Raw genomic sequence first — 14,895 nt, forward strand, 5'->3', positions numbered from 1 at the left:
AATCAGATCCTTTTGGAGCAATGTATTCGACGGAACCTATTAAAGAACTTGTCTTAAGACAAGTTCTTTAATACCACTACTTCTCTATCCGTTAGATTTCTCCACTTGCCTTTAGGAAGCTCTTTCTTAGTGAGGGGTCCGTACATGGTACGGTCGAGTTTTACTACTTCGTATTCGAAGTGTTCAAATATCCTTCTTACAATTCTATTTTTTCCTACATGGATCTGTACGCCTATAGATCGTTTGTCGCTAGACAGGATGGCAATTTCATCGACTTTTACTTCGCCGTCTTCGAGTTTAATGCCATTGGCAATTTGTTCGAAATGAAAGGCAGTGAGTGGCTTGTCTAACTCTACTTGATAGATCTTTTTGATTTGGTAGGATGGGTGTGTCAGCTTTTGAGAAAGGTCTCCGTCGTTGGTGAATAGCAGCAGACCTGTGGTGTTTCTATCCAATCTGCCTACAGGATAGATCCTAGATTCTGTAGCTCCGTTGATCAACTGCATCACTGTTTTACGATTTTCGGGGTCATCCATCGTGGTGATGTAGTCCTTGGGTTTGTTTAGCAAGATGTAGGCGTAGTTCTGTGGTTTAATGACTTTATTGTTGAATTTCACCACATCTCCGTATTCTACTTTAGTTCCTAATTCGGTGATTACTTTGTCGTTTATTTTGATTTTACCTTCGGTAATCAATACTTCTGCATCGCGACGAGAACAAATGCCCGCATTAGAAATGTATTTGTTTAGACGAGCTGGAAAAGTAAGTGTTTCGAGCTTTGCTGCTGGTTTGTTTTGGCTTTTTGGATTTGTTTTCTTTCGCATAGTCATCTTAATTCATGCAAAAGTATCGAAAAGGAGCTGAGAAATATCAATAAACGAATTTCAAATCACAAATTAGCTCTAAACCCAGTGGCAGGCATGAGTAGGAAGGGGTGGTTGTTTTATTCCTGTTCCTCCCCTATTTCGTTTTCTTTCTGAACGAAATCTTTAATTGTAGGGAGTTCGTTGAGGCTATTGATACTAAAGTAGTCGAGAAAATTTTGGCTTGTGCCGTAGATAATGGGTCTACCTACGGCATCAGATTTACCTTTGATTTCAATCAATTCTTTTTCTAGCAGTTTGTGTACGGCATAGTCGCAGTTTACACCGCGTATTTGCTCCATCTCTCCTTTAGTGATGGGTTGTCGGTAGGCAATGATCGACAGGGTTTCTAACGATGAATTCGAAAGTCTTTTCTTGGATTGTTGCTTGAGCAATATCCCAATACTGGCTTGATAAGCAGGCTTGGTTAGAAACTGAAATCCGCCTCCGCTTTTTACGGGCTCAAATGAGAACTCGTCTGCTTGGTATTTATCTTGTATCTTGACTATGGCTTCTTCTATATCTGTAAGCGGCACATCTGCTTCAAACATCTCAGTCAAGCATTCTTTGATTTCCTGATCTGTTATCGGCTTTTGCGAACAAAAAATGAGCGCTTCAATATGATTAGCCAGATAATCCAATTAACCGTTTTGCTTCAGTTTAGAGTCTATCGATAGCGTCGTATGAGGCACTGCTCTCAACCTTTCTTTGCTAATTAGTTTCCCGCTTTCCTTGCAAATACCATAGGTGCCGTTTTTGATTCGGATCAAGGCATTTTCCAAGTTGGTCATGAATTTTTGCTGTCTAGCAGCCAGTTGATTCAAGCTTTCTTTTTCAGCAGTATCGGCACCATCTTCTAGTGTTTTTACATTGCCAAATGTACTGTCAGTACCAGAGTCACCGCTTCTAGTCAACGATTGTTTGATATAATTCAATTCGCTCTTTGCTTTTTCCAGCTTACCTAATATCAGCTCTTCAAACTCAGCTAGCTCTTCTTGAGAATATCTCGTTTTCTCTCCATTGCTCATAATTATAGCATTTTAATCCAAGGATAATTGGCGCAATCTAATTCAACGCAACTAAAAACAAAAGGAAAAATGCAGTCACCTTGAATAATTAATTATGCCTTAACGGGTTAGCTTAGTACAGGACTTTTAAACGTAATAACAGAGCAAAAAGTGTGTGTATTTGTTTCCTTGACGAAGGGTTTTTGTTTAGGCAGCCCAGCCCTCTCTATCTAGGCTTCTGTATTGTATGGCTTCTGCCAAATGTTCAATTTGAATGTCTTCTTTGCCCGCCAAGTCGGCAATGGTACGTGCCACTTTCAGGATGCGATCATAGGCACGAGCAGATAGGCCTAGTTTTTCCATCGCAGTTTTCAACAGGGTTTTTCCAAGTTGGTTGATCTGGCAAATGGATTTTACCATTTGCGAATTCATCATGGCATTGTTGAATATATTAGGGTGATCTTTAAATCGCTCTTGCTGGACCATACGCGCTTTGATCACTCGATTTCGAATCTCTTCGCTACTTTCCGTCTTGCGGTCTTCTGTGAGCTGGTCGAACGATACAGGAGTCACTTCTACATGCAAGTCTATGCGGTCCAATAAAGGGCCACTTACCTTGTTGAGGTATTTCTGAACTACGCCAGGGGCACAGACGCATTCTTTTTCGGGGTGATTATAATAACCACAGGGGCATGGGTTCATACTGGCAATCAGCATGAAATTGGCTGGAAACTCTATGGAAATCTTCGCTCGAGAAATAGTGACTTTTCGTTCTTCTAATGGTTGTCGCATGACCTCCAATACCGTTCGTTTGAATTCAGGCAGCTCGTCTAGAAACAGCACGCCATTGTTGGCTAAAGAAATCTCACCTGGCTGGGGTATACCCCCTCCTCCTACTAGTGCCACGTCGCTGATTGTATGATGTGGAGATCTAAACGGACGTGTGGCTATCAAGGAAGAATTTTCCTTGAGATGGCCAGCTACCGAGTGAATTTTTGTTGTTTCTAGGGATTCTTGTAGCGATAGCGGGGGAAGAATCGATGGCAGCCGTTTGGCGAGCATGGTTTTTCCAGCACCAGGCGGGCCTATCATGATTACGTTATGACCGCCTGCTGCTGCTATTTCTAGCGATCTTTTAATGTTTTCTTGTCCTTGTACATTGGCAAAGTCAGCATCGTATTCATTCACATGTGTGTGAAAGATGTCCCGAGTATCGTAGATCAAAGGTTCTATTAGTTGAGTGCCAGACAAGTGATCAATGGCTTCTTGAAGAGTGTCTACGCCATATACATTCAAATGGTCTACAATAGCTGCTTCAGAGGCATTTTCTTTGGGAAGGATGAAAGACTTAAAGCCTTGCTTGCGAGCTTCTATGGCAATGGGCAGTGCGCCTTTGATCGGGCGAATGCTGCCGTCGAGCGCAAGCTCACCCATGATAATGCTTTGGTCTAGTTCGTCAAGATCCAGTTGGCCAGAGGCTTTTAAGATACCTAGCGCAATAGGCAGATCGTAGGAGGAGCCTTCCTTTTTGATGTCGGCAGGGGCTAGGTTTACGATTACTTTTTGCCGAGGCATAGAGTAGCCATTTTGCTTGAGTGCAGATTCCACTCGGTGTTCGCTTTCTTTGACGGCTGAATCAGGGAGCCCTACCATAAAGAACTTCGTGCCAGCGATTACATTAGCTTCGATCGTAATGATGTGAGCATCTACTCCATATACTGCGCTACCGAAGGTTTTGGCTAACATTTAGATTGGTTGTCCGATAAATTAAATGAATTGACTAGGTTTTATTCTTCTGTTGCAGCTTCGGGTTTTTCTTCTTCAGGTTCTGTATCGGCAGCAGGAGCGGGAGTGCTGGCTACTGGAGGAGCGGGAGTTTCAGTATTAGACCTATCATAGAGTTTGGCTTTTAGATCTAGTATTTCTATTTCTAATGATTTGATCTTGCTTCGCTTAGTCACCAAATGGATGTTTTCCACGATAATTTCTGTGATAAATAAGATAGACCCTACAGCTCCCATCTGAAGAACAAACTTGATCAATCCAGTCCATGTGCTGATCCAATCCCAGTCCCAACGCAAGACGATATCCTCATAGTTAAACGCGATGAAAGCAGAAAAGGCAAAGTACATGAGGTATATGCCGTAAAAAAAGGATTTGAATTTTTTCATGCGTTTGAGTGTTGTGTCTTTTATAGCTGGGTAAATAATGATTGCATAATAACTTATGGGTCTATCGACAAGCAGCAATCTTGAGACTAATTTAAATATTAAATTAATTTTTATCTATCAAAGACTCCTATTCCTTTTTTCAGTTTTGAATTATTCTTTGAATTAATGGCAACGAACCTATCTCAAGGCGCATTTAATAGGAAAGAAGAGGAAAACAATACGCAATATTTTATATTGCATATTGAGAAAAATAATACCCTTTTTGATGTGTTCAATGAAAATGAGGTGTCAGCAGCCAAGTTATTAATGGAGTCATCAAATGTAAACATTATAGCAGCATGAAAGAGATTAATAAGTTAGTGGACCTAGTCACCCATGGTCTGAAGAGTAACTTCGATGTAATCAACCTAACTGGTGATGTCGACAATCCTGGAAAAGAGCAACTGCTCTACAATGGCGTTCTGAATGGAGATTATCCCACAGATGAAAGCGCTGCGGAAGGAATGTATCAATCAGATATATATGATCAGCGTTTTAGAATGCTGAAATCTCGATTACGACACAAACTTTACGATCTGCTTTATCACATCAATTTTGATGAACCTGGCTTTTCACATTCTGCAAAAGTGGAACTAGAGTGCAAAGAGTATGTGCATAAGGCTCATATCTTGTACAGACTGGGCGAGTTTTCTATGTCAGAAAAGCAACTTAATAAGTGTATCACGCTTGCCGAGGAAAATCAGATCACTCATGCGCTAGTAGAAGCGTATGAGCTTAAGAGCGATATTTTGTCTTATGAATGTAAGCCTACTGATTTTGAGTTGACGATTGATAAAATCAAATCATTAAGAAAATTAAGTACAGTAGAAAAGGAAAGTCAGGATACTTTTTTAAGGATGAGGATGCTCATGTCCAAGTCTATTCATTCTAGAAACACCTGTCAGGATCACCTTTCGAAGGCTTTGGTCGAAACAGAAAAAGCTTGGAAGAGTACAAAGTCTATTAATATTTTCCTGAATTATTATCAGTTAAATGTTTGGATTTTGATGTTAGATGAAAATTATACGGGTCTGTATAAGTTTAGCCAAGAAGCACTAAAGACAATAGTAAAATCTAAGGTCAATGTAGAAAGATTTGACCAAGGTTATAATAGCTATTTGGCAAGTAGAGCATTGCTCTCTGCGGAAAAATACAAGGAAGGGTATGCGGAGGCCAAAGTTGGGTTCAAGTTTATAGAGAAGTCTACTGAGCAGTGGTTTGACCACTCAGAAACGTACTTCCTTTTGGCCATGCACAATCAAGACTATAAGTTGGCAAACACCGTTTTGGATAGTGTGCTCAAAAACCCGAACTATTCTAGAGCTTCAGAGCAGATTGTAGGGAGATGGAAGGTATTTAGGATATATCTAAACTTCGCTATGCCAGGCAAAGAAATGCTCAAGCGTGTTCGTTTTTCGGATGTGTACGAAGCAGCAGATTATTACTATGTAGAACTCAAGGGCTATTACCTTACCCTGCCTTTGTTGGAGTTTATTCATCATGTGAATAAAGACAGGATGGATTTGGCTATGGCAAAGCTCGAAGAGGTGGATAATTATTTCTTTAAAAACCTGAACGAGCCAGGTAAAAATCCACGAGAAAAGCAATTTTATAAAATGCTAAAGGTGTTAAAAGCGTCTGGTTTTGATGCTTCAAAAACTCGAACAAAAACAGAGAAGTATCTGGAAAAGATAAGAGAAAAAAGGACTTATTTGCCTTTTTCAGATTTTGAAATCATTCCTTATGAGCACCTTTGGGAAGTGGTATTGCAAACAGTGGCTAAGATGAAGACGACTGCTGCTTAGGCTGTACGTTTTTTTCGAAGTATTTACACATCAGTGAGATCTCACATTTTTCACACTTTGGCTTTCTGGCGAGGCAGATGTACCTGCCATGCAAGATGAGCCAATGGTGTGCTTTGGGGATGTGTTCTTCTGGGATGAACTTGACTAATTGCTTTTCTACCTCTAGCGGTGTTTTGGCTGTTTGAGGGACTAGACCCAAGCGTTTGGATACACGGAAGACGTGTGTGTCTACTGCCATCGTGGGCTGATTGAAGACTACTGAGGCTATTACATTGGCAGTTTTTCGGCCTACTCCAGGGAGTTTTTGTAGTTCTTTGATGTCTGCTGGTACTTCTGAATTGAAGTCTTCTACTAACATTTTAGCCATGCCTAGTAAGTGCTTGGTTTTGTTGTTGGGGTAGGAAATGGATCTGATATAGGGAAATAGCTCGTCGAAGTTAGAGGCTGCAAGTGCTTCTGGCGTAGGGAACGATTCGAAGATAGCTGGCGTCACCATATTCACGCGCTTGTCTGTGCATTGAGCACTAAGCGCTACAGCTACTATCAGCTGAAAGGGGTTTTCATAGTGAAGCTCAGTTTCTGCTTCTGGGTTGTGCCGACTGAAATAATCTATAAAAAACTGATACCGCTCTTTTTTATTCATAGTTCGAATCTACAAAAAGGAGTGGCAATTCTTGTAAAGTCTTAGTTTAAATCCCAGCTGGATAATTGGATGAAAAGTTGAAAATTTTCTCTAAGGTAAAATCCGTGGGGTCAAACAGCAACCCGTCTAAAATGGAGCTATCCAATTTCAAGTCAAAAAATTTGGCTTCGAGCTCAGCATCGCACACTAATGCGTTTTCAATACTTGTTTTTTCATTTTCCGTAGACTCTCCATATAGATAGCGGAGCAAATCATTTTCGGTAAAAGTGGTGATCATAAGCGATGTTCAATTTTTGCATTTTCTTACGCAAATTGATCAAGGCATATCTCATCCGACCTAAAGCTGTATTGATACTGACGTTAGTGGACTCTGCAATGTCTTGAAAACTCATTTGCATATAGTGTCTCATTATTAAAACTTCCTTTTGTACTTCGGGTAATTCCTGCACAAGTTTTTTTAATAACGCATTAGTATCTTGTTTGATTTGGATAGACTCTACGGAGTCTTCAGCAAAAGCGAGCGTATTGAATACACCACTTCCATCTTCCATTACAATAGTTGGGTAACGTTTGTCTTTCCTAAAAAAATCAATCGCCAAGTTGTGCGCAATGCGCAATACCCATGGTAGAAATTTGCCTTCTTCATTGTATTTGCCTGACTTCACGGTTTTCACCACTTTGATAAATGTTTCCTGAAGAAGATCTTCAGCCACATATTTATCTTTCACGATCAAGTAAATAGTAGTGAACACACGAGACTTATGTCGAGCCACCAACTCTTCAAACGCCTCTTCGCTACCGTTTTTGTAATGTGATACTAATAAGCTATCACTAACACCAAAATTATTCATCTGTTTAACACTTTTGTTTAACGTACTTGTCTAGTCCATATTGTCATGTTTGGTTAAAGAATTGAGTTTTATTTTTTAGAAAGGCACTATCTCAAATGTACTAAAACCGAGACAATTTGCAAAAAATTAAATCTTATTAAAGTTCTATTTATTATTTATATCCTTCTATAAAATTCGATCAATGTCTTAGTACATTCGATTAATAAGACAAGAAAGGAACTGTAATACCCCTAAATGGGTTAGGGTCAATATAAATTAGAGGACAAATATGAAAGCAATTTGGAATGGACATGTATTGGCGGAAAGTGCGGATACACTTGTAGTAGAAAACAATCACTATTTCCCTCCTTCGGCTATTAAGCAGGAGTTTTTTAAAGCTAGCCCTACACATACCCACTGCCCATGGAAAGGGGAGGCCAGCTACTATACCATAGATGCAGGAGGTAAGCAGAATATAGATGCCGCTTGGTATTATCCATCAGCTTCTGATTTAGCTAAAAATATAGAAGGATATGTGGCCTTTTGGAAGGGTGTGGAGGTAGTGAAGTAAGCGGGGAAATAGATGGTGGTGTGCATGGGCCTGTCTATCTTTGTTGCTTCACATTTTTAAACAGTACATCGTGTCTACATTTTCAGCATTAGGTATTTCAAAGTCACTCATCAAAGGGTTGAACGAATTAGGAATTAAAACGCCTACCGAAATCCAAGAAAGAGCTATCCCTGTTTTAGTACAGGGGCAGACCGATTTTGTGGGACAAGCACAGACTGGAACAGGTAAGACGGCAGCCTTTGGTTTGCCACTTTTAGAACTGGTAGACCCTAAGGTGAGTCACATTCAGGGGCTGATTTTGGCACCTACTCGAGAATTGTGTCAGCAGATTGCCAAGCAGCTATTTAAATTCACCAAGTATTCTGACAAGGTTTTTACTGAAGCGGTATTTGGTGGTGCCAAAATAGACGAGCAGATTAGCAAATTGCAACGGCCTACTCAAATTCTAGTGGCTACTCCTGGTCGGTTGGTGGATTTGCTGGAGCGCAAAGCAGTATCGCTCGAACATGTTCAGACTGTAGTGCTCGACGAAGCAGACGAGATGTTGAGTATGGGTTTTAAGCAGGACCTCAACAAAATATTGGATCAAACAGCCTCCACTAGTAATAAGTGGCTTTTTTCAGCAACAATGCCCGAGGGGGTGAAAAAGATGATTCGCACTTACCTTTCTCAAAACGCAGAGCGTGTAGAACTGAAAAAGAAAGGTGCTAATGAAAATATTTCTTATCAATATGTGGTTTGTGACCCTCTAGACAAGTTGAAAGTTTTATTGTCTTTTCTTAGATCACAAAAAGAAAACCGAGGATTGATCTTTTGTAATACCAAAGCAGCAGTACAAACACTGAGTAAGCAACTTCAGGCCAAAAATATCGCAGCGGATGCGCTTGAAGGAGACATGAAGCAGAAGGAACGTGACAAAGTGATGCGTGCTTTTAAAAATGAAAGTTTGCAAATTTTAGTGTCGACAGATGTAGCAGCTCGTGGTATTGATGTAAAAGGGCTGTCGTATGTGGTGCACTATCAAGTGCCTGAGCATTTGGAGTATTTTACCCACCGAAGCGGCCGTACAGGTCGAGCAGGGTTGGATGGGCTTTCGCTCTGTCTAGTCAACGAAGCAGAGGTGAAACGTATCCACTTTTATGAGCAGAATTTGAAAATCAAAATGACGCGGATCAAGGATTGATGAAGCCGTCAGCTCAATATTGGATTGACCACCTAAGGTTATTACCTCATCCAGAGGGAGGATATTTTAAAGAAACGTATCGCGCTGAAACAGAAGTTTCTCTACCTCAGTTTGCAGGAATTCGCCAAGTCTCTACAGGTATTTATTTTTTGCTAACACAAGGAAATTTCTCCGCCTTTCATAGAATCCAGTCCGATGAAATGTGGCATTTCTATGCTGGAAATTCGCTCAGTATTTTTGTTATTTACCCTAATGGGGTTTTGAGTGAAATACGGCTAGGCTTAGATGTGGAAAATGGAGAAGTACCACAGGCCGTAGTGCCAGCCAAATGCTGGTTTGCCTCCCGTGTACATGAGCAGGGAGACTATGCCCTTGTAGGGTGTACGGTATCTCCAGGCTTTGATTTTGCAGATTTTGAAATGGCTGACCGGCAGGCACTTGCTGAGTCCTATCCCAGTCATTCTACCTTAATTACAACCCTCACTCATTCCTAGCTTATTTTCTTCTAGGTATAATACCCATTTTGAATAGCTCTTTCGGGTTTTGGCACAGGAGTTGACTATTCCTCTTTGAGTTTAGATTAGATTAATCACCACGTTGAGTGGTACTGCTCAGGTCAACACCCTTGTTGATTGGCAGTTTCTGGCAGAAGGCTGGAAGTAGATTAGTTGATTGGTTATGTTTTGAGTTTGTCCCAGGGGTGGTTCCCTGGGATTTTTTGTTTATAGGATAGACTCTCCGTTGAGATCGGTGGTCAGTACCTCACTCATGTAGTCGAAAAATGGGCGAATGTGCTGAAATTGTTTAACAATTGCTAGATGAAAATCTGGGCTCAATACTTCCGCTGTAGAAAACTCATGTCTGACCCAATACTGTTTGTATCTGAGCAAGTCGATGGCGGGATCATCTATTTCAAATCCTTTGGGAGCTCGCTTGAGCTGTTCACCCAGTAATACACCAAACTGTTTCTTAAAATTTTTGTTCGTAATGATATCGCGTAGCCTTTCGGGCTCCTGCTGTAGGTGCTTGCGGATATGCATCATGTCTTGCGAATTGGGACCCCAAAACCCGCCACCCACATAGGTATTGCCAGGTTCTAAATGGAAATAATACCCGCCTCTTCTTTCGGCGGTAGCTCTTCTAAATCCACCCCCAAAATAGGTACTATAAGGTGTTTTGTCTTTAGAAAACCGTACATCTCTATAGATACGATATAGGCTTTTTTTGCCCGTAGGTGTTTCGATTATGTCAGTTTTGTTGAGTTCGCCTAAGAGCAAGTCTGCAAACTCAATGACTTGCTGGTGCGCTTTAAGATATTGATCTTTGTTACTGTTGAACCATTCGCGATTGTTGTTGGCACTTAGCTGGGTCAAAAATGAGAAAGGAAAAGTGAGTAGTGAGGACTTGGGCATAGATTTTAATTTAAAGCAAGATAGCAAGGAATACGAGATTGAGGTTTAATAAAAAGAAAGTCCGACATCTTTTGAAAGCGCTTTCAATGTCCGTCAGACTTCTAGGAAATAAGGCTCTTTGGTGGTTAAATAAACAGACTAGGTTAAGCCCTTCAGAGTTGCATGGTCTAATCTTAGAGAACGCCTAATATTACCTGATACATATTCTTCCAATTGCCATTGTCTTTTAGTAATATTAATGTTTCAGCTATGTTCAAAACATTTTTTTAATCTAAACATTGAATAATGAGTGTAAAAGAAAATGCCGTCATCACGGTGTCTTTAGAAAATGGTCAGCTTGTACTGTCCGACAATGAAGGGAATCCGTTTGACCCTAAACATCCAGAAAAGTTCACCACTCAAGTGAAGCCTAACGGCAAAGCAGGATGGGTGGCTGGTAAGGGTATTTCATCTCTTCCGCTAATTAAAGTGGATGAAGGGGAAGACATTTTCAAAAAATTACCTTTTGAAAAAGACGGTGCATGGGAATGTAAGATTGATGGAAAGCATTCTGGCAGTGCCAAATATAGTATTACTTACCTTGCAGAAGGGAGTACAGAGCAGGTGACTATAGACCCAAGGCTCGACATTAAATGGCCATGATCAGGCCATTTGTACATATCATCATATTAGCCTACACTTTCGTAGGCTTTTTTTCATCTCCTACAAGCGCACAGGATCAGACGGCGGCGGATAGTTTGCTAAACGTTCTGCATACTGACGACACTATTTCTGATTCAAGTCGTTGTGTTTTGTATTATGAAATTGCATTTTATTCTACCGATCCGAGTGAAAGGATTCATTACGCAGAACAAGCATTAAAAATAGCAGAAGAACTGCAAAACGATCAACTGATTGCTTTTGGGCTGAGGTACAAAGGCAATGGATTGCGCTCTCAGGGACAATTGAGTGAAGCGATCAAACATTATTTAGACGCGGCATCTCTGTATGCTGGAAGCAATAAAGGTTTAGAAGCGGGTGTGATTTATATTGACCTAGGCGATATATATGCCATTCAAAACAATTATCAAAACTCGTTAAATTATTACCGTCAAGGGATTAATATTTTTCGTCAAAGTAAAGATTCCGTCAAGCTTGCCACCGCTTTGCTAAATGTGGGTGAGTTATACCGAACCAATCAAAAATTAGACTCGGCTATTGTTTATTTTCAGCGTTCAAAAGCCATTTTTAGCAAAATAGGCTATGCTATTGGTTTAGCTTATAATCTAGGAAATATAGGTTTGGTGTTGGCAGAAGAAGGTAAATATGAATTGGCCGAAGAGAACATAGCTAAGGCGACGGCTATTTTGGTGAAAATAGATGACCAATATCCAATAGCTGTTTTTCAAACAGCATTAGCTGACATTTATGCCAATAGAGGAGCGTATGATCAAGCGCTAGTATATGGTCATACTAGTTTGAAAATAGGCGAGGAACTAGGGCTTAAAGAGCAGATTAGAGATGCCAGCCTTAAGCTTTCGGAAATTTATCAGTCGGCAGGAAATTCTGATGAAGCCTACACTTATCTCAAGCAGTATATTGCTTACAGAGATAGTATCAATAATGAAGAAACCATAAGACAAATGGCTGATCTGAGAACGGCCTATGAAGTGTCTAAAAAGCAAGCCGAAGTGGATCTGTTGCAGGAGCAAGCTTTGCTCAACAATATTGTAGTATGGTGTGCTATATTTATAATAGCTCTGTTATTGATTCTTACTGTAGCTTTATTGAAAATCTATAGGATAAAAGACCGAGCGATAAGGATCGTGAGGGAGAGAAGGAGAGTCATTGCGGCGCAGCGAAATCAGCTGGATGAAGTGAATAAAACGAAGGATCGATTTTTTTCAATCATATCACATGACATCCGCGGGCCAATTAGCAATTTTCAGGGCATTTCTGGGCTGATCAATGTCTTGGCAGAAAGCAATGATGCGGATGGGTTGAAACAGCTTGGCAGTATGATGGAGGCTTCGGCCAAAGAAGTTTCGGTATTGCTCGATAACCTGCTGGAATGGGCATTGAGCCAAGAAGGAAAAATCCCGTATCATGCAGAGCCTGTCAAACTCAAAGAGCTTTGTCAGGCCAACCTAGGTATCATGCTCAATATGGCTATGGCCAAACAAATAGAACTGAGAGGCAGGTTGACTCAAGAAGTAATCGTAGATGCCGATAAAAATAGTGTGTCTACCATCATTAGAAATTTGTTGAGCAATGCCATCAAGTTTACCCCCGAAGGAGGAGAAGTGAAACTGGAAATAGCAGAAGTAGATGGCATGGGGCTTGTCAGCGTGATAGACACGGGTATAGGCATACCCAAGGATAAACTAAACGACCTGTTTCAGCTCAAAGGAATGCGTAGCAGCTGGGGTACCAAGGGTGAAAAGGGTATCGGACTAGGGCTTACCTTGGTATATGAGTTTGTACAACTCAACCATGGGCAAATAGAAGTAGAAAGTGAAGAAGGCAAGGGGACTACTTTTAAGGTGTACTTGCCATTGACAAAAAAGACAGTGCTAGCAGAGAGCAACTAGCACGGGTGCGTTATTGAGAGCTTAATCAATGAATACTTTTTGAGTGATTACGTCTGTATCCCAGTGCATTTTGATCACATATATCCCTTTGGGGAAATCTCTGGAATCGATGGTAAAATGATTTGAAACTGGCGTATCAAATACTACGTGACCTGTAAGGTTATACATCAAGCATTGTTTCGGAGCGTGAGTCACCGATATATCGAGCATCCCTTCTCCTGTCTTTAGTATATGGATGCTGCGGTTTCGCAAGGGTTCGCTGCTGACACGTATAGGGCCATATATTTTAGCTTTTCCATCATAGTCTATCTGTTTGAGTTGATAGTATTCTCCTTGATTAGAGTCGTCCAAAAATTGATATGTTTGTCTATTGCTTGTCGTACCAGTACCCTCCACTTTTCCAATTGTTTCGAAATAGTCTTGGTCTTCACTTCGCTGAATTTCAAAATGCGAATTATTTTGTTCTGATCCAGTTACCCAGCGTAGGGAGATTAGCTTTTTATGTAGTACACCAGTAAACGAAATCATGTCTACGGGAAGTGACGATCCTGCTTCAGTATAGGTGCCCCCACTAGAAACCGTGATATAGTCTTCCACATCACCTGATTCGGCTTCTGATCCATTGCTGGAAAATGTGCCACCAGTTACTATGATCTGAGGTGTGCCTGTAGCAGCAGCGGGCTGGGTTTCGCATACGCGCATCAGACCAGAACTATTCGTGTTGTCTACATTGCCACCACTCATATTTATGGTTCCGCCCTTGCACAAGTTGATATCGTCTCCTGTGGTACTAGATCCCCCTTCGATAAATAGTGTAGCACCATTTCTTATAAAAAAGTCATCAGTAATGGTTATGTCAGCTTGTATGGTGAGCGTAGCGCCATTTTGGATAAATACATCTGCTGGGCTAAAAGTAGAATTGGTCGAGATCACAGGGTGATATGTGACAATAGACCCACCATCTATGGTCACGCTTTGGGTGGTCGGTAGCGTATTGCCACTCCAGTTGGCAGCGTCGTTCCAGTTGGCACTCACATCACCTTCCCATGTTTTGGTGGCAGATCCTTGATTACAGCTGCTACAAGGCTGAGCGTAGGCGGATAAACTGGCAATAGATAAAGCGAGTGTACAAATTAAGTTTTTCATCAGCTATGGTTTGAATGAATAATAACAGCTTAAATAAAAAGCCGTATGATTCCTGATAGCTGGATGGAGCGCTGGTTGTTCGACTGAAAGAGAGAAGCTTTTCTGCTTCAATCAGTAGTAAATATAGTCGTACGCTTGTGCTATTTCCAAAATAATTGGCAACTAAATGAGCTTATTTGGTCTATAACAAACTGGAACGTAGTACCTTGAATAAATAACCTGGTAAATTATCCAAATTTTATTCGTAAACCTCTTAGGATTCGGTAGACGCTTGTAACAAGGGTTATTATCTACAAGAGGGAAGTGGGATGGTTTAATCTGGCTTTGGAAAGAGACCCGTTGCAACGAACCCTTTCATTTCAAAGGGGTGGCAGATTCATCGCAGCATTCAAACCGAACTATAATGTTGCAGAGAAAGTTAATAAGGCCATGCTTTTTGTTTCTCTCTGTTTATAACTTTTAAGAAGCTAAATAGAATTGTTGGCTCCAATATTTCCCCTTAAAACAAAAAAACCTTCTCAAATCAATGAAAAGGTGATTATTGTGGAGCATATCGGAGTCGAACCGATGACCTCTACGCTGCCAGCGTAGCGCTCTAGCCAGCTGAGCTAATGCCCCGTTTATAGGGGTTGGCAAATATAGATTTATTTTTGAA

Annotated in this window: 17 protein-coding genes and 1 tRNA gene; 7 read left to right on the forward strand and 11 right to left on the reverse strand. The window is 40.8% G+C overall.

Going from position 1 to position 14,895, the window contains the following annotated elements:
- Positions 1-53: 53 nt before the first annotated feature.
- The 5 genes from N7E81_RS05975 to N7E81_RS05995 form a co-directional block, all read right to left on the reverse strand.
- Positions 54-824, reverse strand: a complete 771-nt coding sequence (locus N7E81_RS05975) for a pseudouridine synthase (RefSeq protein WP_263052374.1) — start codon at positions 822-824, stop codon at positions 54-56.
- Between the two features lie 119 nt (positions 825-943).
- The gene (gene scpB / locus N7E81_RS05980; protein ID WP_263052375.1) at positions 944-1,504 is read right to left on the reverse strand and encodes an SMC-Scp complex subunit ScpB; all 561 of its coding nucleotides are present in this window, start codon (positions 1,502-1,504) and stop codon (positions 944-946) included.
- On the reverse strand, positions 1,505-1,891 hold the full coding sequence (locus tag N7E81_RS05985) for a TraR/DksA family transcriptional regulator (protein ID WP_263052376.1): 387 nt from the start codon (positions 1,889-1,891) through the stop codon (positions 1,505-1,507).
- A gap of 186 nt (positions 1,892-2,077) precedes the next feature.
- Positions 2,078-3,616 carry a YifB family Mg chelatase-like AAA ATPase gene (locus N7E81_RS05990; protein ID WP_263052377.1) on the reverse strand — a complete coding sequence of 513 codons (1,539 nt, stop codon included), beginning with the start codon at positions 3,614-3,616 and terminating at the stop codon, positions 2,078-2,080.
- A 41-nt stretch (positions 3,617-3,657) separates the two neighbouring features.
- On the reverse strand, positions 3,658-4,041 hold the full coding sequence (locus N7E81_RS05995) for a hypothetical protein (protein WP_263052378.1): 384 nt from the start codon (positions 4,039-4,041) through the stop codon (positions 3,658-3,660).
- 165 nt (positions 4,042-4,206) lie between these two features.
- Between N7E81_RS05995 and N7E81_RS06000 the strand changes: the two genes are divergently transcribed.
- Together N7E81_RS06000 and N7E81_RS06005 are read left to right on the forward strand one after the other, a co-directional pair.
- The gene (locus N7E81_RS06000; RefSeq protein ID WP_263052379.1) at positions 4,207-4,383 is read left to right on the forward strand and encodes a hypothetical protein; all 177 of its coding nucleotides are present in this window, start codon (positions 4,207-4,209) and stop codon (positions 4,381-4,383) included.
- Positions 4,380-5,885, forward strand: a complete 1,506-nt coding sequence (locus N7E81_RS06005) for a hypothetical protein (RefSeq protein ID WP_263052380.1) — start codon at positions 4,380-4,382, stop codon at positions 5,883-5,885. Before N7E81_RS06000 ends, N7E81_RS06005 begins: the two co-directional genes overlap by 4 nt.
- Here the strand turns inward: N7E81_RS06005 and nth are convergent.
- Genes nth through N7E81_RS06020 form a run of 3 tightly spaced genes read right to left on the reverse strand, consistent with a single transcriptional unit; the run spans position 5,860 to position 7,379 of the window.
- On the reverse strand, positions 5,860-6,528 hold the full coding sequence (nth, locus tag N7E81_RS06010) for an endonuclease III (protein WP_263052381.1): 669 nt from the start codon (positions 6,526-6,528) through the stop codon (positions 5,860-5,862). The two genes, N7E81_RS06005 and nth, sit on opposite strands and share 26 nt — an antisense overlap.
- A 46-nt stretch (positions 6,529-6,574) precedes the next feature.
- Positions 6,575-6,805, reverse strand: coding sequence for a hypothetical protein (locus tag N7E81_RS06015; protein ID WP_263052382.1), 231 nt, complete (start codon positions 6,803-6,805; stop codon positions 6,575-6,577).
- Positions 6,780-7,379, reverse strand: coding sequence for an RNA polymerase sigma factor (locus N7E81_RS06020; protein ID WP_263052383.1), 600 nt, complete (start codon positions 7,377-7,379; stop codon positions 6,780-6,782). The genes N7E81_RS06015 and N7E81_RS06020 overlap by 26 nt, the downstream gene beginning before the upstream one ends.
- A 268-nt stretch (positions 7,380-7,647) precedes the next feature.
- Between N7E81_RS06020 and N7E81_RS06025 the strand changes: the two genes are divergently transcribed.
- The 3 genes from N7E81_RS06025 (at position 7,648) to N7E81_RS06035 (ending at position 9,606) form a co-directional block, all read left to right on the forward strand.
- Positions 7,648-7,929 (forward strand): DUF427 domain-containing protein, encoded by a 282-nt coding sequence (locus N7E81_RS06025; protein WP_263052384.1) that lies wholly within the window; start codon positions 7,648-7,650, stop codon positions 7,927-7,929.
- A gap of 70 nt (positions 7,930-7,999) precedes the next feature.
- The gene (locus N7E81_RS06030) at positions 8,000-9,112 is read left to right on the forward strand and encodes a DEAD/DEAH box helicase (protein ID WP_263052385.1); all 1,113 of its coding nucleotides are present in this window, start codon (positions 8,000-8,002) and stop codon (positions 9,110-9,112) included.
- Positions 9,112-9,606 carry a cupin domain-containing protein gene (locus N7E81_RS06035; RefSeq protein ID WP_263052386.1) on the forward strand — a complete coding sequence of 165 codons (495 nt, stop codon included), beginning with the start codon at positions 9,112-9,114 and terminating at the stop codon, positions 9,604-9,606. Before N7E81_RS06030 ends, N7E81_RS06035 begins: the two co-directional genes overlap by 1 nt.
- A gap of 228 nt (positions 9,607-9,834) precedes the next feature.
- Here the strand turns inward: N7E81_RS06035 and N7E81_RS06040 are convergent, their stop codons facing one another.
- On the reverse strand, positions 9,835-10,524 hold the full coding sequence (locus N7E81_RS06040) for a DUF2461 domain-containing protein (protein ID WP_263052387.1): 690 nt from the start codon (positions 10,522-10,524) through the stop codon (positions 9,835-9,837).
- A gap of 285 nt (positions 10,525-10,809) precedes the next feature.
- On the opposite strand from N7E81_RS06040, the gene N7E81_RS06045 reads away from it, so the two are divergent.
- Together N7E81_RS06045 and N7E81_RS06050 are read left to right on the forward strand one after the other, a co-directional pair.
- Positions 10,810-11,166, forward strand: coding sequence for a hypothetical protein (locus N7E81_RS06045; RefSeq protein WP_263052388.1), 357 nt, complete (start codon positions 10,810-10,812; stop codon positions 11,164-11,166).
- Positions 11,157-13,094 carry a tetratricopeptide repeat-containing sensor histidine kinase gene (locus N7E81_RS06050; protein ID WP_263052389.1) on the forward strand — a complete coding sequence of 646 codons (1,938 nt, stop codon included), beginning with the start codon at positions 11,157-11,159 and terminating at the stop codon, positions 13,092-13,094. The genes N7E81_RS06045 and N7E81_RS06050 overlap by 10 nt, the downstream gene beginning before the upstream one ends.
- 21 nt (positions 13,095-13,115) lie before the next feature.
- On the opposite strand, the gene N7E81_RS06055 is transcribed toward N7E81_RS06050, so the two are convergent.
- Complete coding sequence (locus tag N7E81_RS06055; protein WP_263052390.1) at positions 13,116-14,240, reverse strand: T9SS type A sorting domain-containing protein; 1,125 nt, start codon at positions 14,238-14,240, stop codon at positions 13,116-13,118.
- 544 nt (positions 14,241-14,784) lie between these two features.
- Positions 14,785-14,858, reverse strand: a tRNA-Ala gene (locus N7E81_RS06060).
- Positions 14,859-14,895: the final 37 nt, after the last annotated feature.

The sequence above is a fragment of the Reichenbachiella carrageenanivorans genome, from assembly GCF_025639805.1.
Taxonomy (GTDB): domain Bacteria; phylum Bacteroidota; class Bacteroidia; order Cytophagales; family Cyclobacteriaceae; genus Reichenbachiella; species Reichenbachiella carrageenanivorans.

What these genes read in the sequence shown, in the direction of transcription:
- N7E81_RS06050 (WP_263052389.1), top strand. Translation starts at nt 11,157, where the DNA reads ATGGCCATGATCAGGCCATTTGTACATATCATCATATTAGCCTACACT.
- N7E81_RS06025 (WP_263052384.1), top strand. Translation starts at nt 7,648, where the DNA reads ATGAAAGCAATTTGGAATGGACATGTATTGGCGGAAAGTGCGGATACA.
- N7E81_RS05995 (WP_263052378.1), bottom strand. Translation starts at nt 4,041, where the DNA reads ATGAAAAAATTCAAATCCTTTTTTTACGGCATATACCTCATGTACTTT.
- N7E81_RS06040 (WP_263052387.1), bottom strand. Translation starts at nt 10,524, where the DNA reads ATGCCCAAGTCCTCACTACTCACTTTTCCTTTCTCATTTTTGACCCAG.
- N7E81_RS06015 (WP_263052382.1), bottom strand. Translation starts at nt 6,805, where the DNA reads ATGATCACCACTTTTACCGAAAATGATTTGCTCCGCTATCTATATGGA.
- N7E81_RS05990 (WP_263052377.1), bottom strand. Translation starts at nt 3,616, where the DNA reads ATGTTAGCCAAAACCTTCGGTAGCGCAGTATATGGAGTAGATGCTCAC.
- N7E81_RS05985 (WP_263052376.1), bottom strand. Translation starts at nt 1,891, where the DNA reads ATGAGCAATGGAGAGAAAACGAGATATTCTCAAGAAGAGCTAGCTGAG.
- N7E81_RS06005 (WP_263052380.1), top strand. Translation starts at nt 4,380, where the DNA reads ATGAAAGAGATTAATAAGTTAGTGGACCTAGTCACCCATGGTCTGAAG.
- N7E81_RS06035 (WP_263052386.1), top strand. Translation starts at nt 9,112, where the DNA reads ATGAAGCCGTCAGCTCAATATTGGATTGACCACCTAAGGTTATTACCT.
- N7E81_RS06055 (WP_263052390.1), bottom strand. Translation starts at nt 14,240, where the DNA reads ATGAAAAACTTAATTTGTACACTCGCTTTATCTATTGCCAGTTTATCC.
- nth (WP_263052381.1), bottom strand. Translation starts at nt 6,528, where the DNA reads ATGAATAAAAAAGAGCGGTATCAGTTTTTTATAGATTATTTCAGTCGG.
- N7E81_RS06020 (WP_263052383.1), bottom strand. Translation starts at nt 7,379, where the DNA reads ATGAATAATTTTGGTGTTAGTGATAGCTTATTAGTATCACATTACAAA.
- N7E81_RS06045 (WP_263052388.1), top strand. Translation starts at nt 10,810, where the DNA reads ATGAGTGTAAAAGAAAATGCCGTCATCACGGTGTCTTTAGAAAATGGT.
- N7E81_RS06000 (WP_263052379.1), top strand. Translation starts at nt 4,207, where the DNA reads ATGGCAACGAACCTATCTCAAGGCGCATTTAATAGGAAAGAAGAGGAA.
- N7E81_RS05975 (WP_263052374.1), bottom strand. Translation starts at nt 824, where the DNA reads ATGCGAAAGAAAACAAATCCAAAAAGCCAAAACAAACCAGCAGCAAAG.